The sequence below is a fragment of the Streptomyces sp. NPDC094034 genome, assembly GCF_040303865.1.
Taxonomy (GTDB): Bacteria; Actinomycetota; Actinomycetes; order Streptomycetales; family Streptomycetaceae; genus Streptomyces.
The window spans coordinates 22,108-41,342 of the sequence record NZ_JBEOUD010000040.1; the positions used below are offsets into that span (position 1 = coordinate 22,108).

At 66.2% G+C, this 19,235-nt stretch carries 16 protein-coding genes; 10 read left to right on the forward strand and 6 right to left on the reverse strand.

Translation table 11 applies throughout. The features are described 5' to 3' along the window. Positions 1-99 precede the first annotated feature (99 nt). The 4 genes from ABTZ59_RS28615 (at position 100) to ABTZ59_RS28630 (ending at position 2,630) form a co-directional block, all read left to right on the forward strand. Complete coding sequence (locus ABTZ59_RS28615; protein WP_351419498.1) at positions 100-942, forward strand: alpha/beta fold hydrolase; 843 nt, start codon at positions 100-102, stop codon at positions 940-942. A 136-nt stretch (positions 943-1,078) separates the two neighbouring features. Then, positions 1,079-1,474, forward strand: a complete 396-nt coding sequence (locus tag ABTZ59_RS28620; RefSeq protein ID WP_351419501.1) for a MerR family transcriptional regulator — start codon at positions 1,079-1,081, stop codon at positions 1,472-1,474. A 53-nt stretch (positions 1,475-1,527) separates the two neighbouring features. Next, positions 1,528-1,737 (forward strand): hypothetical protein, encoded by a 210-nt coding sequence (locus ABTZ59_RS28625; protein WP_351419505.1) that lies wholly within the window; start codon positions 1,528-1,530, stop codon positions 1,735-1,737. Between the two features lie 146 nt (positions 1,738-1,883). Further along, positions 1,884-2,630 carry a GOLPH3/VPS74 family protein gene (locus tag ABTZ59_RS28630; protein ID WP_351419509.1) on the forward strand — a complete coding sequence of 249 codons (747 nt, stop codon included), beginning with the start codon at positions 1,884-1,886 and terminating at the stop codon, positions 2,628-2,630. 303 nt (positions 2,631-2,933) lie between these two features. Here the strand turns inward: ABTZ59_RS28630 and ABTZ59_RS28635 are convergent, their stop codons facing one another. Continuing rightward, on the reverse strand, positions 2,934-3,605 hold the full coding sequence (locus tag ABTZ59_RS28635) for a hydrolase (RefSeq protein WP_351419513.1): 672 nt from the start codon (positions 3,603-3,605) through the stop codon (positions 2,934-2,936). A gap of 628 nt (positions 3,606-4,233) precedes the next feature. Between ABTZ59_RS28635 and ABTZ59_RS28640 the strand changes: the two genes are divergently transcribed. Then, entirely contained in the window at positions 4,234-5,520 is a 1,287-nt protein-coding gene (locus ABTZ59_RS28640) for a magnesium transporter MgtE N-terminal domain-containing protein (RefSeq protein WP_351419517.1), read from the forward strand. 488 nt (positions 5,521-6,008) lie between these two features. Then, positions 6,009-7,520, forward strand: a complete 1,512-nt coding sequence (locus ABTZ59_RS28645; RefSeq protein ID WP_351419521.1) for an NRAMP family divalent metal transporter — start codon at positions 6,009-6,011, stop codon at positions 7,518-7,520. On the opposite strand, the gene ABTZ59_RS28650 is transcribed toward ABTZ59_RS28645, so the two are convergent. Then, positions 7,422-7,997 (reverse strand): hypothetical protein, encoded by a 576-nt coding sequence (locus ABTZ59_RS28650; protein WP_351419524.1) that lies wholly within the window; start codon positions 7,995-7,997, stop codon positions 7,422-7,424. The genes ABTZ59_RS28645 and ABTZ59_RS28650 overlap by 99 nt on opposite strands. Positions 7,998-8,197: 200 nt before the next feature. On the opposite strand from ABTZ59_RS28650, the gene ABTZ59_RS28655 reads away from it, so the two are divergent. The 3 genes from ABTZ59_RS28655 to ABTZ59_RS28665 are packed head-to-tail and all read left to right on the forward strand — an operon-like array spanning position 8,198 to position 11,985. Then, entirely contained in the window at positions 8,198-8,767 is a 570-nt protein-coding gene (locus ABTZ59_RS28655) for a 2Fe-2S iron-sulfur cluster-binding protein (protein ID WP_351419567.1), read from the forward strand. Next, complete coding sequence (locus tag ABTZ59_RS28660; protein ID WP_351419527.1) at positions 8,764-9,747, forward strand: FAD binding domain-containing protein; 984 nt, start codon at positions 8,764-8,766, stop codon at positions 9,745-9,747. Before ABTZ59_RS28655 ends, ABTZ59_RS28660 begins: the two co-directional genes overlap by 4 nt. 9 nt (positions 9,748-9,756) lie before the next feature. Further along, positions 9,757-11,985 carry a molybdopterin cofactor-binding domain-containing protein gene (locus tag ABTZ59_RS28665; RefSeq protein ID WP_351419529.1) on the forward strand — a complete coding sequence of 743 codons (2,229 nt, stop codon included), beginning with the start codon at positions 9,757-9,759 and terminating at the stop codon, positions 11,983-11,985. 74 nt (positions 11,986-12,059) lie between these two features. On the opposite strand, the gene ABTZ59_RS28670 is transcribed toward ABTZ59_RS28665, so the two are convergent. Together ABTZ59_RS28670 and ABTZ59_RS28675 are read right to left on the reverse strand one after the other, a co-directional pair. Further along, positions 12,060-12,812 (reverse strand): class I SAM-dependent methyltransferase, encoded by a 753-nt coding sequence (locus tag ABTZ59_RS28670; RefSeq protein ID WP_351419532.1) that lies wholly within the window; start codon positions 12,810-12,812, stop codon positions 12,060-12,062. A gap of 181 nt (positions 12,813-12,993) precedes the next feature. After that, complete coding sequence (locus tag ABTZ59_RS28675) at positions 12,994-14,241, reverse strand: GNAT family N-acetyltransferase (protein WP_351419534.1); 1,248 nt, start codon at positions 14,239-14,241, stop codon at positions 12,994-12,996. A 392-nt stretch (positions 14,242-14,633) separates the two neighbouring features. Here ABTZ59_RS28675 and ABTZ59_RS28680 point away from each other — a divergent pair, with 392 nt between their 5' ends. Further along, complete coding sequence (locus ABTZ59_RS28680) at positions 14,634-16,589, forward strand: GTP-binding protein (protein WP_351419535.1); 1,956 nt, start codon at positions 14,634-14,636, stop codon at positions 16,587-16,589. A 12-nt stretch (positions 16,590-16,601) separates the two neighbouring features. Here ABTZ59_RS28680 and ABTZ59_RS28685 read toward each other — a convergent pair whose 3' ends face one another. After that, positions 16,602-18,065 (reverse strand): beta-N-acetylhexosaminidase, encoded by a 1,464-nt coding sequence (locus ABTZ59_RS28685; RefSeq protein ID WP_351419536.1) that lies wholly within the window; start codon positions 18,063-18,065, stop codon positions 16,602-16,604. A 329-nt stretch (positions 18,066-18,394) separates the two neighbouring features. Further along, positions 18,395-19,222, reverse strand: coding sequence for a glycosyltransferase family 8 protein (locus ABTZ59_RS28690; protein ID WP_351419537.1), 828 nt, complete (start codon positions 19,220-19,222; stop codon positions 18,395-18,397). Positions 19,223-19,235: the final 13 nt, after the last annotated feature.

The following is a 19,235-nucleotide window of genomic DNA, read 5'->3' on the forward strand; positions in this document are numbered from 1 at the left end:
TACGGACGGCGAAACCTCCGATCCGCCTCCGACAACACACAGTTTCCATATACAGATAGGGGCCGGCGTTCGTCTCGTCGGCCAGAGGGGAAAGAAATCATGGGTTACATCACCGTCGGTACGGAGAACAGTACGCCCGTCGAGCTCTACTACGAGGATCAGGGTTCCGGGCAGCCGGTCGTCCTGATCCACGGCTACCCACTGAACGGGCACAGCTGGGAGCGTCAGACGCGTGAGCTGCTGGCCCAGGGCTATCGGGTCATCACCTATGACCGCCGTGGCTTCGGTCAGTCGTCGAAGGTGAACTCCGGTTACGACTACGACACCTTCGCCGCTGACCTGAATACGGTCCTGGAGACCCTCGACCTGGAGGATGTCGTCCTTGTCGGTTTCTCGATGGGCACCGGGGAACTCGCCCGCTATGTGAGTCGCTACGGTCATGAGCGTGTCGCGAAGCTCGCCTTCCTCGCCTCGCTCGAACCGTTTCTCGTCGCCCGCGACGACAACCCCGACGGGGTGCCGCAGGAGATCTTCGACGGCATAGCCGCGACCGCGAAGGCGGATCGGTATGCCTGGTACAAGCAGTTCTACGCGGACTTCTACAACCTCGACGAGAACCTCGGCACACGTATCAGCGAAGAGGTGGTGGCCGGTAGCTGGAACGTCGCGATCCGCAGCGCTCCGGTGGCTGCGTATGCCGTGGTACCGGCATGGATCGAAGACTTCCGCGCCGATGTCGAGGCGGTCCGCGTGAGCGGCAAGCCCGCACTGATCCTGCACGGAACAAAGGACAACATTCTCCCGATCGACGCTACTGCGCGCCGATTCCACAAGGCACTCCCCGAGGCCGACTACATCGAGGTCGAAGGAGCTCCGCACGGCCTGCTCTGGACCCACGCCGACGAGGTCAACACCGCGCTCCGCGACTTTCTCTCGAAGTGACGTTGGATGACTGTCTGTTCTCCTGACGGCTTCTGATGACGCGGAACCGCGTCATCGCTGCCGACGAGAGGCGTGTATGGCGCCGAACTGATAGTGAGGCGCCACACACGCCCCTCAACCACGGGAGGGATACGACATGCCGTGGAGCACTCGCCGGCTCGCTGATCTGGCGGACACGACAGTGAACACCATCCGCCACAATCACCGTCTCGGTCTGCTCGATGAACCGAAGCGCCGGCACAACGGATACAAGCAGTACGAGGTGCGGCACCTGGTGAGTCTGCTGCGCATCCGACGTCTCGCGGAGCTCGGTGTGCCGCTCTCACAGATCAATGACGTCAGCGCCGAAACCGACAGCACACCGGGTGTCCTGCGCGACGTCGACGCCGAACTCCAGCGGCGCATCGAACGCTTGAAGAAGGCGCGGACGGACATCGCCGCAATCCTCCGCGCCCGCGCGCCGGCGGACGTCCCTGCCGGATTCGAGTCCTTGGCATCTCGGCTGTCCGAGGCCGGCCGAACACGAGCCTGATCGCGGTCGACAACGAGAGCGTTCACGGTGTCTTCCCCTACGGCACGGAGGAAGTGGACCGCCCGGTGATCGACTTCCTGCTCGGCGGAGACCGCCCCGCACGGACTATTGTCGCGGCAGGCAAACCTCTGCCCCTGGAGCGGTCCACGTACGAGTCGTGGACGCCACTCGACGAGAACGCCGAACATGCCGCCGAAGCCCCTTTGTTCACAGACCCGACCATCCCGGCGGAGACGGGTGTGGTGCGGAAGCCGAGGAACTGAACGAGGAAGCCGCCAGTGTCCTCCTGCCGTCCGACCTGAAGCGGAGCAGTGACGCATCTTGGTTGATCCAGCGGACCAAAAGGGCTACTTCGACATCCTCAGCGTCGATCGACAGCAATTCACACCACAAGAGAGGGTACCGACATATGGCTCAGCAGCCTGACGAACCATCCATCGAGGCAGGGGCACATACACCCTGGACGGCGAATAGTACTGACTCCCCGATCCTGCCCGAGGACCTCCTGCTTCTGCTCTTTCAACCCGAATCCGGGGTCATCGCGGGCGAGAACACTCTCTTCTACGTGCTCGCCGGAGCTGTGCTCGCGGACCTTGCCCTTCACGAATCCGTGGCGATGACGACAACCCGGACCGGGTCCGTCAACGTGGAAGCCGTCCGGGAGAAGGCGCCACCGTCGGATGAGATCCTGCTCTCCGCCTGGGAGTACGTGTCGGAGAAACCGCGTGGCGTACAGACGGTGCTCGCCGCGATCGGTCCGAGACTCCGTCACCCCCTGTTGGAACGCCTCATCGCACGCGGCGACATTCGCAGGGAAAACCGCAAGGTACTCGGTTTCTTCAACACGACCGTCCTTGAGGACAGTCAAAACGGCCGTCGGGCCGTGCTCCTCAAAGAAGTCCGTGACGTCCTGGTCGACAGTACGGAGCCAACCCCTCGCATCGCCGCACTCGCTGCCCTGCTCTGGGCGAGCCGTGCGCTCCCCCAGTTCGACCCGTATATCCCCTGGAACACGGCAGTGATCAAACGTGCTCAGGAGCTGGAACACGGCAACTGGGGCGCCGGAGCCACCAGCGAAGCGGTCACACGCACCATGACCGCGGTCATCATCAATAGCGTTATCAGCACAGCCGCCGTAGCGTCGCCGAATCAGTGAGTGTTCTCAGAGTGGCGCTGATCGGGTGACTGGGCCCGGTGTGCTCCGTGTCCTGCGAGAGACCGATCTCGGGCACGTCCTGGCCGACGGGACGCCCGCCGAGTGCGACGACGTCGGGAGATGACCTATGCGCGCTCGACCAGTCCTCCACTGTAGGTGGCCGATCGCACGCTGAAGCAGCGGCAGCGGCAGCGGCTCGTGGGTGCCCTCGCTCGCAGTGCTGGTGACCGCACCCCCCGGGCCGACGAACGGGCCGCCGGAATCCCCGGCGGCCCGTTCTCGAACGGCTGCGATCGGCCTCCGTCACCCAGCGGTGAGAGCTGCCTCGCCTTCGGTGGGCGTGGCCAGGAGTTGCATCTCCCAGGCGAAGGCCACGCCGCTGGCGCCGCCGTGCTGTGCCTGGACCTCGGCGGCACCCGGCACGGTCTTCTCGCGGGCCCAGTCGCGCTGCCACTCGCCCAGTACGGCCATCCAGGTGATCGGGACCACGCCCGCCTGGATCATGCGCTGCACCGCCATGTCGTGGGCCTCCTTCGAGACACCACCCGACGCGTCGGTGACGACGAAGACCTCGAAGCCCTCGCCCGCCGCCTGTATCGCCGGCATGGCCACACAGATCTCTGTCCAGAGGCCGGCGATGATCAGCTTCTTGCGTCCTGTCGCCTTGACGGCATCCACGACACGATCGTCCTGCCAGGTGTTGATGAACGTCCTGTTGATCGGCTTCTGCTCCGGGAACACATCCTGCAGGCCCTGGACAAGAAGGCCACCGCGCTCCTCCAGAACGGTTGTCAGAATGGTCGGAACCTCGAACACCTTGGCGGCCTTGGCGAGCCCGACGGCGTTGTTGATGACCATCGTCGGTTCGTGGCTGTGCAGGTTGGCGACCTGGAAGGGCTGGTGGTCGATGAGGGCGAGCACGCTCTCCTCGGGCGTCAGCAGCGCGCCGAGTCCGGCCTTGTTCTGAGTACTCACGAGATTCCCCTTCTGGAACGTTGCGTCCGCGGGTCTCCGGCAGCGCACCGACATCTCGATGCCCCGCGGTAAGGCAGGTACGGGCTGACCGGGTTGGCGACCCCAAAACCATTTGGTTGACGCGTCATCCACACTAGATGTCGGTCATTGATGCGTCAACTAGCGTCTGGTCCTGGGTGTTCAGGCGAGCTGGTCAGGCATGGTCACCGGCGTCCGTGGAGCGCAACTACCCTGCGAGGCGCGGGCACCGCGGACCAACGGCCTTATCCCGGTCGGCCGTTCGTGTCGGCAGGCCCCGCCGATCTCGGCGAGCTCGCAACTGTGCGGCAACCGGGGCCGGACCTCGTCGAGTACGGCGATATGGTCCGCGGAGCCGCCGGGGGGGAAGTCTCCGGTGAAGCCGAGATCCGCGAGCCGGCCTGCGGCCCGGCTCCGAGCGGGCTGCGCGCACGCCGTGAGGGTGAGGACCCACCGGCCTGCGGGCCGCCGTCGCCGTCGGCGGCGACGCCGCCTCCGCGCCCGAGGCGAACCATCCGGCCTCCGTCACCCTTCTGGGGCCAACGTGAGGATGGGGCTGGATGGCCGTGTCTTCGATTGCGGTTCCGGCCGCTGTGCCTACGTTGGGCTTGTGGGTCGCGACTTGTATCTGGCGGAGCTGCTACGTCGGCCGCTGTTGGGTAAAGGCGGTGAGACGGTGGGCCGTCTCTCCGATGTCATCGTGCGTCTGCGGGGCCGGAATTACCCACTGGTCACGGGTCTTGTGGCACGGCTGGGCGGGCGGGATGTCTTCCTTCCCGGGGAGCAGGTGGCGAACTGGGGCGCCGAAGGAATCACACTGACGAGCCGGAGGGTGAACCTGGGCGGCTTTGAGCGGCGTGAGGGGGAGGTGCTGCTTCGTGCGGATGTGCTGGGCCATCGGGTGATCGATGTGCCGGCGGCCGAGTTCGTCCGGGCCTACGACCTCGTTCTGGAACGGACGTCCGAGGGCCTGGTGGTCACCGGCTTGAACACACGGCGGCCGCGGCGACTCGCGCGGCTGTTCGGAGGTGGTGACGGCGAGCACGACCGAAGGGACTGGAGGGACTGGAAGTCTTTCGAGCCTCTCATCGGTCACGCGCGTTCCGCCCGGGTCAGGAGTGTGTTCGGGCGGCTGGGCCGACTGAAGCCCGCGGACATCGCCGATCTCCTCGAAGAGGCCAGCCGTACCGAGTCCCACGAGATTCTTCAGACGGTCCACGGCGACCCGGAGCTCGAAGCCGATGTGTTCGAGGAACTGGAGCCGGATTCGCAGATCCGTCTGCTCCGTGAGCGGTCCGACGCCGAGATCGCGAAGGTGATCGCCCGGATGCGCGCCGATGACGCCACGGACGCTGTGAACGAGTTGCCGCAGGCCCGGCGGCAGCCCGTGCTCGACGCGTTGCCGGCCAGACAGCGCGTCAAAGTACTGACTCTGATGGGCTTCAATCCCTCCAGCGCCGGGGGGCTGATGGCCCTGGACGTGCTCACCGCGGCGCCCGGCATCACGGCCGCCGAGGTGTTGCGGGAGGCGGGCGGATCACATGCCCTTCAGCCCGAGGTGCTGACCAGTGTGTATCTGATCGGCGAGGGGGATCGGCTGACGGGGGCGGTCACGCTGGTGGATCTCCTGCAAGCGGATGCGGCAGCACCGCTGGAACAGCTGGCGGACTCCGACCCGGTGCGCGTCGTACCGGACACCGACATCGAGGACGTTGCCCTCCTGATGACGGACTACAACCTGCTGACCGTTCCGGTCGTCGATGACGAGGATCGGATCCTGGGTGTGATCACCGTCGATGATGTACTGGAAGTGATCATTCCGCCGGACTGGCGCCGCCGTGGCCACGCACCGCGTCCGCCGGGCCGTCCCGAGCGCGAGAGTCCCACTTCCCCGTGAGCGAGGACGAAGCGCACGAAGGTGACGATCAGCGTCCAAAGCCGCCCCCGACACCGAAGCCTCCCCCCTCCCCTCAGCCCCCTCCATCACCGAAGCCCCCTGCTTCACGGAAGCACTCTCCATCACCGAAGCCTCCTCCGCATCCGAAACTCCCCGACCATGCCGGTCCGCTCGACGGCGCTCATCCGGCGCCGGGGCCCGCTGCCCCGGCCGCACCCAAGTCCCCGGCCGCAAGCCCCACGGAGAGAGGAGAAGAACCCCACCCTCCGCGGAAACCGGAGCAACCCCACGCCCCCGGGCGGTCCTGTCCGCCACGCCGTCCCGACCACCGTACGGAGACCGGGCGCGGGAAAACCGCCCCTCGTCCGGCGCCGCCCGCCGCTGAGGTGAGACGGCCCGGCGCGGTAGCGGGCTCGGCTCCTCCGGACGAGATTCGCGGAGCTCTCGGCCGCGTCCCGAACACAGCCGGTGAGGGCGGCCGTCCCGGCGTGAGAACGCGCATGCTGACGCTGCTGGCGATTGTCGGGCCCGGGCTCATCGTCATGATCGGTGACAACGACGCGGGCGGCGTGTCCACGTACGCCCAGGCCGGCCAGAACTACGGATACTCGCTGCTGTGGGTGTTGCTCCTGCTCATTCCGGTTCTGGTGGTGAACCAGGAGATGGTGGTACGGCTGGGCGCGGTCACCGGGGTGGGCCACGCGCGGCTGATCATGGAACGGTTCGGCCGGTTCTGGGGCTGGTTCAGCGCCGGTGATCTCTTCCTGTTGAACTTTCTGACGATCGTGACCGAATTCATCGGTGTCTCACTGGCCGCCGGTTACCTGGGCCTGTCGCGGTACGTCGCCGTACCGGCCGCCGCCGTCATCCTGATCGCGGTGGTGACCAGCGGTTCCTTCCGCCGCTGGGAAAGGGCGATGTTCGTCTTCATGGCGCTGAGTCTGCTGATCGTCCCGCTGACGCTGCTGTCCGGGCCCCGGTGGGGACAGGCCGCGCACCACTTCGTCGTCCCCGCCGTCGAGGGGGGCGTGACCAGCAATTCCGTACTGCTGATCATCGCGATCGTCGGTACCACGGTCGCTCCCTGGCAACTGTTCTTCCAACAGTCCAACGTCATCGACAAACGCATCACCCCGCGCTTCATCGGATACGAGCGCGCCGACACCGCCATCGGCGCCCTCGTGGTCGTGGCCGGGGCAGCGGCTTTGATGATGGTCGCCGACTTCGCCGTCCGGGGTACCGGCGCACAGGGCCACTTCACCGACGCCGCCGGAGTCGCGAACGCACTGGGCCGGCACGATCACGCCTTGGGGGTGATGTTCGCCGTCGTCCTCCTGGACGCCAGCATCATCGGCGCGGCGGCGGTCACCCTGGCCACCAGCTACGCCTTCGGAGACGTCTTCAATCTCCGCCACTCCCTGCACCGCGGCTTCCGCGAGGCCAAGCAGTTCTACACCTCCTACAGCCTGCTGGTCCTGGTCGCCGCCGCCATCGTGCTCATCCCCGGAGCGCCGCTGGGGCTCATCACGGAAGCCGTGCAGGCGCTGGCGGGGCTGCTTCTGCCCTCGGCGAGCGTGTTTCTCCTGCTGCTGTGCAACGATTCCGAGGTTCTGGGTCCCTGGGTCAACCCTCGGTGGCTGAACGTACTCGCCACCGTCATCATCGCGGTACTGCTCCTGCTGTCCGGAACTCTGATGGCCACTACACTCTTCCCGGCCCTTGACGTCGCCCGCCTCGTCACCTGGCTGGCGATCGCGCTGGTCATCGGCCTGGCCACCGCGGCAGCGACCATGTTCACCACCCGGCGCCGCTCGCCCCCGCCCCGGACACCCGTCATGACGCGCTCCGAAAAACTCGCCTGGCGCATGCCACCGGTCACACTGCTCGAACCCGTGCGATGGTCACCGGGCACGAGGCTGGGTATGACGGTGCTGCGCGGCTACCTGATCCTCAGCGTCCTGCTCCTGCTCTTCAAGGCGGTCCGTCTCGGCAGCGCCTGAAGAGGTCCGCGCCCTCCTGTCCGCGGCCTCGACCAGGACCTCGGCGACATCATGGGGGAGGTCCAGACCGCGGGCGATCCATTCCGCGTCATGGCCATGGCTCGCCAGGACCCAGGCGGCGTACACACGGTTCATACAGCCCGTGTCGCACTGTCCCAGCCGCTCGCTCACCTCGGCGAACGGGAAACCGGCCACCGCCTCGGTGGTAAGCGGCATATCCTTCTCCATGCCGCCCCACTCCGGCCGGGAACGGTGCCGCACCAGGTACCAGTGGCCGCACACCCAGCCAATGCCGATCACGAGCACCACGGCCAGCAGACCGGAAACAGCCACCCCCACCAGCGGCCGGTCGGACGCGGGCCCCACGATCACCGCGACCTCCGCCAGCACGGCCAGCACCAGCACCACCAAAATGGCGATGCCCTCCCGATGCCGACCGAGCCGCGAAACACGCATATGACTCTCCTCCTCCGCCACTCCTCCCACTCCTTCCACTCTCCCGCGGTCCGCCGGGCAATGACTCACTGACCACCCGGGGCACGCGGGCGGCCCGGCGCCCGCCTTCGACGCGCGGGGCGACGGTGTTCGCGAGACGCTGGGAAACAGAAGCGCGCCTGAAGGTGGCGACGCATTTCCAGCTGGAGCCCGAGAGGCCCTGGCGGGGAAGGCGGGCAGTGATGAGCGATTCGGATACGGGCGCCATGGGGCGAAGCCAGGGCGAGACGGCCGGACTCTTGGCGATCAGGCTGAGTGTCAACGCTCAGGTGCGGCAGCTTGAGGTCGATCCGCGGACCTCGCTGCTCGACGCGCTGCGCGAACATCTGCGCCTGAGCGGCACCAAGAAAGGGTGTGACCACGGGCAGTGCGGCGCCTGCACCGTGCTGATCAACGGCCGGCGCGTGAACTCCTGCCTGACGCTCGCCGTGATGCACGAGGGCGACCAGATCGTCACGATCGAGGGCCTGGGCGACCCCGATGTTCCACACCCCATGCAACGCGCCTTCGTCGAGAACGACGGCTTCCAGTGCGGCTACTGCACACCAGGCCAGATCTGTTCGGCCGTCGGCATGCTCACCGAGGTGGAGGCGGGTTCTCCCAGCCACGCCACCGCCGACGTGACCGCGCCGCACATCGCGTTGACCGACGAGGAGATCCGCGAGCGGATGAGCGGCAACATCTGCCGGTGCGCCGCCTATCCGAATATCGTCGCGGCCATCCGCGCCACCGCGGAAGGGAGCCCGCGATGAGGCCCTTCACCTACGAGAGAGCGACGGACGCGCAAGCGGCCGTCGCCGCGGCGTCCAGAGACGGCGCGAAGTTCATCAGCGGCGGCACCAATCTGCTCGACCTGATGAAGCTCGACATCGAGAAGCCCAGCCGTCTGATCGACATCAGCCGGCTCCCGCTGCGGGACATCCTGGAACTCCCGGACGGCGGACTGCGCATCGGCGCCCAGGCGGCGAATTCCGAGGTGGCCGCCGACGCACACGTACGCACCCGTTATCCGGTGCTGTCGGAGGCACTGGTGTCCGGCGCATCGGGTCAGTTGCGGAACAAGGCGTCCACCGGCGGAAACCTGTTGCAGCGCACGCGCTGCCCGTATTTCTACGACACGGCCGCCGGCTGCAACAAGCGTGATCCCGGCTCCGGTTGCTCGGCGATCGGCGGGTTCAACCGGATACACGCGGTTCTCGGAGCCAGCACCTCCTGCATCGCCACCCACCCCTCGGACATGGCCGTCGCGTTGACCGCACTGGATGCGGAGATCGAGCTGCTCGGCGGCGACCAGGAGGTGCGCCGCGTGGCCATCGCCGACTTCTACCGGCTGCCGGGCGGCACACCGCACATCGAGAACGTACTGAGGCCGGGCGAGATGATCACGGGTGTCCTGCTTCCCCCGCCCCCGCCGGGCCGGCAGCGATACCGCAAGGTGCGCGACCGGGCGTCGTACGAGTTCGCGCTGGTCTCCGTGGCAGCTGTCGTCTCGACCGAGCGGGGAACGATCACTGAGGCGAGGGTGGCGTTCGGCGGTGTCGCGCACAAGCCGTGGCGGTCCACGAAGGCGGAGGCCGCGGTGATCGGCCGTCCGGCCACGATGGCCACCTATCGCGCCGCCGCCGAGGCGGCCATGAGCGACGCGGTGGGGCAGGGGCACAACGACTTCAAGATCGACCTGGCCAAGCGCACACTGTGCCGCACACTGGCCCAAGTGGCCGGGGCGAGCTGAGGGGGCGAGATGATCGGGCAAGCTGTGGACCGCGTCGACGGCCCGTTGAAGGCCACCGGCCGAGCCGCCTACGCCTACGAGCACTGGGAGGCCGGCCAACCGCTCTACGGTTTGATCGTCGGCGCGACGATCGGTAAAGGCCGCATCACCGGGATCGACACCGAGAGCGTCGCGAGCGCACCCGGCGTGCGCCTGGTGATGACCCATCTCAACGCCCCCGTGCAAGGCCCTCGGGACGAGTCCGTCACCTTCGAATACTGGCGCGCCCAGCCGGTGCTGACCGGCCCCGACATCCACCATTACGGCGAGCCCGTGGCGCTCGTCGTCGCCGAGACCCTTGAGCAGGCCCGAGCCGCGGCAGCCCTCGTCGAGGTTGAATACAGCGCCGGGCGGGGGCGCTTCGACTTCGCCGCGTACGAGGACCAGGTGTACATCCCGAAGGTGGTCAACGCCGGCCTCCCCACCGACACCGAGGTGGGCGACTTCGACGCGGGGTTCAACAGCGCCGAGGTCAAGGTCGACCAGCGTTACACAACGCCGTACGAGCTCTCGCTGCCGATCGAACCGAACGCGTGCCTGGCGGAACCGCGCGGCGAGGACCTGATCGTCCATGTCAGCTGCCAGATCGTCGACGCCGCGCAGGCTTCGGTCGCCAGCACGCTTCGGATGGCCCCGGAGCGGGTCCACGTCGTCTCCCCCTTCGTCGGCGGGGGATTCGGCTCCAAGCTGGGCATCCATTCCGAGACGATCCTGGCGGCGCTCGCCGCCCGCGTGCTGCGCCGACCGGTCAAAGTCGCGATGACCCGCCAGCAGGTCTTCCAGCTCGTCGGCATGCGCCCCATATCGAGCCAGCGGGTCCGGCTGGGCGCGGGGCGCGACGGACGGCTGACGGCGATCGCCCACGACGTCACCATGCACACCAACCCCGATGTCGAGTACGCCGAGCAGACCGCCGCCACCACCCGCAGCCTCTACGCCGCGCCCCACCGGTTGACCAGTCACCGGCTCGCGGCGCTCGACCTGCCGCGCGGGACGGACGTCCGCGCGCCGGGCGAGGCGCCGGGCTTGCTGGCGGTCGAGTCGGCGATGGACGAACTGGCCGACGCGCTCGGGATGGACCCGGTCGAGCTGCGGATCCGCAATGAGCCCACGGTCGATCCCGAGCGGGACGTGCCGTACAGCGACCGGCACCTGGTCGAGTGCCTGCGCGAGGGCGCGCGCCGCTTCGGGTGGGAGAACCGCCCGGTCACGCCCGCGAGTGTGCGCGACGGACGATGGCTGGTCGGCTACGGCGTGTCGGCCGCCATCCGGGGCCACTTGCAGGGTCCGACGACGGTGCGGGTGCGGCTGGAGGCGGACGGCACCGCTGTCGTCAGGACCGACATGACCGACATCGGCACGGGCACCTACACCATCCTGACGCAGGTCGCGGCCGACGGACTCGGACTCCCGCTCGAACGGGTGCGGATCGAGCTCGGACTTTCCGATCTGCCCTCCAGCTGGGGGTCGGGAGGCTCGTGGGGCGCCACCAACTCGTGCACCGCGGCGCATCGAGCGTGCGCGGCTCTGCGCGAGAAGTTGCTGGAAGCGGCCTGCGGCGACCCCCGCTCCCCGCTGCACGGCCTGGACCCGGCGGACGCCGTGTTCTCCGACGGCAGCGTGGGCATCGGTGACGCGTCCGAGGCACTGAGCGGCATCGTCGCGCGCAGCCGTCCCGAAGGCGTGGAGGCGCAGGGGCAGGTCCGCTTCATGGGCGACGACCCGAATTACACGGACTACTCGATCAACACCTACGGGGCCCATTTCGCCGAAGTGGGAATCGACGCCGACACCGCGGAGATCCGTCTGCGGCGGATGCTGAGCGTGTTCTCGGTGGGTCGTGTGTTCAACCCGAAGACGACCCGCTCGCAGCTGATCGGCGGCATGATCTGGGGAGTCGGCGCGGCCCTCGAAGAGGAGGCCGTCGTCGACCCGCGATCCGGCGCCTTCGTGAACCGGGATTTCGCGGGGTATCTGGTGCCGGTCCACGCCGACATCCCCGACATCGACGCTGTCGTCCTCGACGGGTACGACGACAAGGCCAACCCCCTGGGCGCGAAGGGCGTCGGCGAGGTGGGCATTTGCGGGGCGGGTGCGTCGGTCGCGAACGCGGTGTTCAACGCCACCGGGGTACGCGTGCGCGACTTCCCGATCACCATCGAGAAGGTGCTGCCCGGTCTGCCACTGCTGGTGGATTGAGTGCGTGCAGGACGGAGCCGGGGTCGGTGCCCCGGGGGGGCGATCCCCGGCTCGTCCGAATCGGCCCGCGCTCGTCAAGGACGGACGGCGTGGAAGGTCCAGTCACCGGAGGCGGAGGTGGGCCGGTTATTCTCCTGGTAGTCGGCCGTCACTCGAATTTCGGTGTAGCCGGCCTCGGTCAGGAGCTCCTCGAACTCCCTAAGGCCCCAGAGCTGAAGGCAGAACCGGTGCAGTTCGGCTTTCACCAAGTCGCCGTCACACCACTTCTCGTAGCGAAGGAACTGAGTTGTCCGGTTGGCGACCGGGTCATAGTCGGAGCGCACCGTCTGGACCGTCCAGGCGTACGGCTCACGCTGGTATATCTGGACCGCCCCTGGCTCCGCGTTCATCCGGGGAGCCGCGACATCGAGTATCAACAGGCCACCTGGTGCCAGCGACTGGTAGAAGGATTTCAGGGCTTGGAGGGTGACCGCCCGGCCGCTCAAGTTCCGGATGGAACCCGCGGGCATAATCACCGCATCGTAGGCCTCCGGTCGCACGAAGGTGGCCATATCAGCCTCGTGCAGCGCCGGTTCGGGCAGGCCGCGCTCCTGGCAGTACGTGCGGCACACGGCCAGCATCTCCGGGGAGTGGTCCAAGCCATCCACCAGGTGCCCCGCCTCCAACAGAGGGATGAGCACGCGGCCGGTGCCGCAAGCGGGCTCCAGGACACGCCCCGTGACTCCGCTCAGCGCACGGGTGTAGTACTCGACGTCCCCGTTGGAGTAGCCGATGGGTAGATGGAACTCGTACACCTCGGCGACCAGATCGGAGTATGCCCAGCTCATGGTACGACCTCCTGTTTGTTTTCCTTCGAAGTGTGTGGTGATTGCCCGTCAACTCATCGCATGCCGGGCAAGGTTCGGCCGGCGGCCGACGATTGTGCGCGCGTCAAGCACTCGTCGGCGGTGAAGTCGGCGCGGAGCATCCGGGCCGGTACCCGGCGAACAAAACTGTTGAGTCCGTCGCTCAGTAACAGGGGAATCCCGGACCGGTGGGGTTGAACGGTTCACGCGTGCCGCGGAAGGCAGTCGAGCAGGCGGCCAGCGCACCGGGGCGGAGTTCTTCGACCCGACCGGCGGCAGCGAGCGCTGCCAGAGTCGTCCCACCCAGAATGGCGGCGCCAAGTTCGGTGGAGGACAACCGCAGATCGGCATCAGCGCGGACGCGCTCGCAGGAGACGTCGGCACCCTCGGCGCGCAACCGGTAGCGACCTACGTTCCATGGACAGAAGGTGTCCTCAACGTCGAAGACCACATCCAGCGGGGTCGAGTAGCGACGTGCCGTCAAGGCGCGGTCGACGTCGACCAGTCGTACCCAGAGCCGGTCGACCATGCTCACCCGCACCGACGACGGGTCATTCAGGAGATGGAGCAGGGGCTCATCGGGCGCCCCCTCGTAACACACGTAAGGGAACAGATCAATTCCGATCAGGAAGTGCCAGAGCGCCGCGTACGCCGATCGAGTCGTCGCCACCAACTCGACTACGTGCACCGTGCCCTGGTTGCCCACCTCGTTCGACCCGCTCTTCAGCCGGTAGATCGCATAGCCGGTGGTTGCCCCGGTCGAATCCGCGTGGACGGCGAAACGCAACGATGTGGCGCCCCCGCGCATATGCGGCTCGTCGTACAGCCAGGTCTCCCAGTACCTGTCGGGCCGTTCGAGCCAGCCGACCAAGGAGACTCGCGCCTCGTCGTACGCCTTCTCCAGCAGTGGGCGGGCTGCGTCGCGGTCGAGCAGTCGGACCGTCCCGGAGCGGAAATCGACACCCGGCCGGAAGCCCATCGCCCTCTTCACTCCGCGCATCATGGCCCCGCGACCGGCGATGCCATATCCGAAGCGGCCGTAAATCGCGGCCTCAGAAGCGTTCAGCACAGCGATCGGCTCGGCTCCGGACTCGTGCAGACCAGCAAGCTGTCTGCGCATCATCGCTGTCAAGACGCCTCGACGGCGGTGAGTCGGCGCCACTCCCACCCACGAGATGCCCGCCACTGGCTGGAAGGCACCGGGAACGGTCAGGGACCGGGCCAAGATCGCAGCACCGCCGATCGGCGTATCGCCGTCAAAGGCACCGATGGTGCGATCGAGATCGAGTGTCAACCGTTCATTCGTCAGCTGTGATTCCACCCGGTCCTCGCCATAAGTGTTGGCGATCACGCGAGCCCAGGTCTCGTAGTCGTCGTTGTCGATGGCACGGAGCGGATAGGGATCGGTCACAGCACCTGTCTACCTGATGAACCACTGGAAGGACCAGCGGGCACATCCGGTTTGAAGCAGTGGCATCGTGGGCTCACCACTAGGTCCTGTCCGCGGAGGGCCTGAGCCGTACAACAAACCATGGCAAACCATCCTCTTGAGGCCGCCCCCGGCAGTCCGTGCGACTGCGGATGGTGGAACGGCTGACACCGGATGAGTGTCGATGTCCGAACAGGCCAACCACCAGAGGAGCTTCTGCTGACGTATCGTCAAGTAGGGTCGGAGGCAGGCACACTACGTCGAAGCAGGGAACCGCTTCCCGCGGCTCGAACACAGTCAGGAGACCGGTGATCCTTACTTCCCACATTGATATGAAGAATTCCCCAGATTCGCAGGAGGAGAACTAGCACCTTATGAGCAGCATATTGAATCTGGGAATCTTGGCACACATCGATGCGGGAAAGACCAGCCTCACCGAGAGACTGCTGTACACCGTCGGCGCCATCGATGAGGTCGGAAGCGTCGACGCCGGCAACACTCGCACCGACTCCCTGGACCTGGAACGGAAACGCGGCATCACCATCAAGTCGGCTGTCGTCGCCTTCACCATCGAGGACCTCTCGGTCAATCTCATCGACACTCCTGGCCACCCGGATTTCATCGCCGAAGTGGAGCGGGTACTCAGCGTGCTGGACGGCGTCGTGCTCGTCCTCTCCGCGGTGGAGGGCGTTCAGGCACAGACCCGTGTCCTGATGCGAACATTGCAGCGACTACGCATTCCCACACTGATTTTCGTCAACAAGATCGACCGCCGCGGTGGACGGTACGAGAGTCTGCTTCAGGACATCTCCGAGAAGCTGACCCCGGCGATCTTCCCGATGGGCTCGGTGAATGCTCTGGGCACACGGCAGGCAAGCTTCACCCCCTACGATACCGACGCCCCTGACACTACCGACCGTCTGTTCGCGATGCTCGCCGACCACGATGAAACATTGCTGGCCGCCTATGTGGACAACAAGGCGGCGGTCCCGTATGCCCGCCTGTGGAGCGAGTTGGCGGCGCAGACCCGGCGGGCGCAGGTGCACCCGGTATTCTTCGGCTCGGCCATCACCGGCGTGGGCGTTACCGAGTTGATCGTCGGCATCCGCACACTACTGCCCATGGCGGAAGCCGCGGTGGACAGCGCTCCGTCGGGCACCGTCTTCAAGGTTGAGCGTGACCCAGGCGGAGAGAAGGTCGCCTACGTGCGGATGTTCTCAGGTGCGGTCCGCTCCTACGAGAAGCTTCCCTACGGCCAGGGCAAGGAAAGCAAAGTCACCGAGATCAGTGTCTTCGACAACGGCTCCGTGGTGCAACGCTCCGAAATCACCGCTGGAAATATCGGCCGCATCAAGGGGCTTGGTGAGGTCCAGATCTGGGACGCCGTCGGTGAGCCGAGAGCGACGAACGCCCATCAGCTGCTGTTCTCTCCGCCCACGCTCGAAACAGTCGTCGTTCCCCGGCGCTCCGCCGACCGGGGCGCACTGTACGCAGCACTCTCGCGGCTCGCGGAGCAGGACCCGCTGATCAACCTTCGGCAGGACACAGTTCGGCGAGAGCTGTCCGTCTCGCTCTACGGCGAGGTGCAGAAAGAGGTGATCCAGGACACACTGGCGGAGGAGTTTGGCGTAGATGTCACCTTCCACGAGTCGACCACAATCTGCGTCGAACGAGTGGTCGGCACCGGTGAGGCCCTTGAGGTGATCGGCAAGGAGCCCAATCCCTTTCTCGCGACCATTGGACTACGTGTAGAGCCGGCTCCGATCGGCACCGGACTGCGATTCCGGCTGGCGGTCCCCATCGGGTCGCTGCCCACCGCCTTCATGAAGGCGCTGGAGGAGACCGTTCGGGAAAGCCTCAGTCAGGGGCTGAGGGGCTGGCAGGTCACCGACTGTACGGTCACCTTGACCGAGGCCGGATACTGGGCGGTGCAAAGCCATGCCGCGGACTTCCGACGCCTCGCCCCGCTGGTGGCGCTGAAAGCACTGGAGCAGGCCGGGACCAGGGTATGTGAGCCTGTTCACCGCTTCCGCCTCGAAATCCCGGCTGAACTACTGGGCGCGCTCATGCCGGTGCTGCAACGCTCGCGTGCGGTACCAGAGGTGCCGGTCATGCAAGGTCCGTCATATCTGCTCACTGGTGTCATTCCAGCAGCCCGCGTACACAAACTTGAGCAGCAGTTGCCTGCCCTGACCAGCGGGGAGGGCGTCATGCATTCCGTCTTCGACCACTACCAGCCGGTCACCGGCAAGCCGCCGACCCGACCGCGCTCAGACCACAATCCCCTGAACCGCAAAGAATACCTGCTCAACGTTGCACGACGTGCCTGAAAGAGCGCTTCGTCAGAGCCTCCGAGTAGGCGGCGATGCCTTTCCCAGCGGGTTGTAGGCGACATTCAACTGGTCGAGGCGAGGTAGGTGTTCGCCCAAGCGACGGTGGAAGTCCGCGGGGTCTCGCTCCCCCCTGGACCATCCGACTTCCGCGAGGGCCGCCAGCCGTGGAAAGGCCCGCCACTCAACCAGTTTCGGTGTGGGCAGATACTCGCTCCACAGCTGTCCCTGGACACCGAGGACCGATTCGGGAGGCTGGTAGCTGTACACCTTGGACAACGGGAGCACTCCCCCGATGGCCAATGGCTCATCGGGGCTGTCGCTCTCCGCCCAGTCCAAGTAGGTGTATTCGTACGGCGCGGCGACAACCTGGTGCCCGCCCCGTACTGCCAGATCGACGCGGTCCACACCCTGCCACGCGAATACTGACGCACCGTCCGGTATTCCGAACTCAAGGAGCTCATCCCAGACTGCGGCTCGACGGCCGTGCTCAGCCAGGTGCGCCGCGAGGCGCGCCGACCACCAACCCGACAATTGGCCGGGGCTTGTGAGATTCTCGGCGGACATCCTCTGCCGGGCGACCGAGTTGACTGACCACTCGTCCGAGGGCACCTCATCCCCACCGATGTGGACATGCTCGAAGGGGAAGACATCGGTCAGTTCGTCCAACACGTCTCGTACGAAGGCCACCGTCTCGTCGGCCACGTTGAGCACATGTTGGGAGATCCCCCATTGCCGTCGCACGGGCAGTGTTTCGTTCGGCGCGTTTCCAAGCCGCGGATACGCCGCGATCGCCGCTTGCATGTGTCCGGGCGCGTCGACCTCCGGCATGATTCGGACCCCCCGGTGAGCGGCGTAGGCGACCAGATCCCGCAGCTCACGCTGCGTATAAAAGCCGCCGTGGGGAACATGATCCGTTCGGCCCTCCGAGGCATGGCCAACGGAGGAACCGTCCCGGAAGCCGCCGACCTCAGTCAGCCGCGGATACCGGTGGACCTCGAACCTCCATCCCTGATCGTCCGTGAGATGCAGATGCAAGGTATTCAACTTGTGGAAGGCAAGCAGATCGACATAGCGGTAGAGAAAGGGCAAGGGATGGCACCAGCGAGCCACATCGAGCAGGGACCCACGCCACCCGTGTCGTGGCCGATCCACAACCTCCACATAGGGCAGCCGGTTGCTCTCGGCCAGTTGGCGCAGAGTTTGCACGGCCCAGCGAAGACCAGGCAGTGCGGCGGCCTGGACCTCGACGCCGTCCTCAGCGACCCGCAGCCGATACCCCTCGGTCCCCAGATGCACGTCATTGACCAGAGACAGGCGGATCTCGTTCCCCGAACCGGCTATCGCCAGCGTTTCGCGGACCAGATCAGCGATGTCGGGCGGTGCACTCACTCCGGTATCCGCCCCGATGACAAAGTGGCCGTCGCGGACCTCCATGGTCTCCGGCCTGGGAATAATGGACGGACCGCGCCTCATCGGCTGAGTTTTTCGCGGTAGCCGGCACCACAGGACATTGACACATCGCACAAGTTCATTTCCCGACCGACCTCAATTCGATGTCGTTACCAGTCACGTCCGGGCAAACACTGGAAGACGTGATCGCGCGGTCCGTGCGGAAAGCCGCCATCAGTAGCGGCTCTCCGCACAGCGGTGGCGTGGAACACACTCAGTCAGAGAAATTTCAGTTGAACTGCCGCATGATTGACAGCCAGTCAGTACCGCATGTACCGACTGGCAGGCCCTCTGCGGATCACCGGCGACCGACGGTGAGTACAACACCTGCCCGGGATGACCCGAGCGGCGGATCAGTCAGTAGCAGACTGCGCGTACTCCTCGTAGAGCTCAAGGAGGGGGCTCGATGGAAAGCCGGTGTGCCATGGCTTCGTCTCACCGGTGTAGTGGACGATCCCCTCGCGTTGGACCAGGTAATCCAGGCGGCCTTCGCCGAACCTGCCGAGCCGAGGATTGTCGATCTGCTTGTTCCACCGGCCTGGCAGTTTGGTCCAGGACCCTTCAAAAATGATATTCAAGATGTCCTGGTCAACGCTGCGCAGGGACGATCGATACTGGTGGAACAACCGCATCGCCTGCTCGGTCACCTGCTCCGCTCGCCACAGGTCCAGGTCAACAAGGAGGACACCCGAGTTGAAGTAGCCGGGCGGTTTGGCGCCGTGCTCCCGCTGGACCGCGACGTCGGTCAACACCACCGACCGGTCAGGACCGGCCTCATTGCTGACCGCACCCACCCCGCGCCCTTCAAGGTCGAAGTCGCTGAGAGCCGCCAGGTCCTCCAGAACGAGAGTGTCCGCGTCGAGGTAGACGACGCGGCCCACATCCTTCGGCAGAACCTGTTCGAGATAGAGACGGCCCACAGCCGGGGTAGTGATCCACTTCCTCTGGTAGGACAGAGCCAGGAGGTCGGGGACGGAGTGCAGTGTGACCGTACCGAAGGCGGCCAGCGCCCGGCGTACGTGCTCGCGGCCACTCACACTCAACCCGCCATCGAGGACGTGGAAGGTGACATCACACCGCTCGGGACGGAGGCCGACTTGGATGGATCTGGCCGTCACCACCGCGCCGGACGCATATCCGTCATCAATGCAGAACGCCACGTGCAGGTCCTGATCCGTCAACAGACCACTCCTC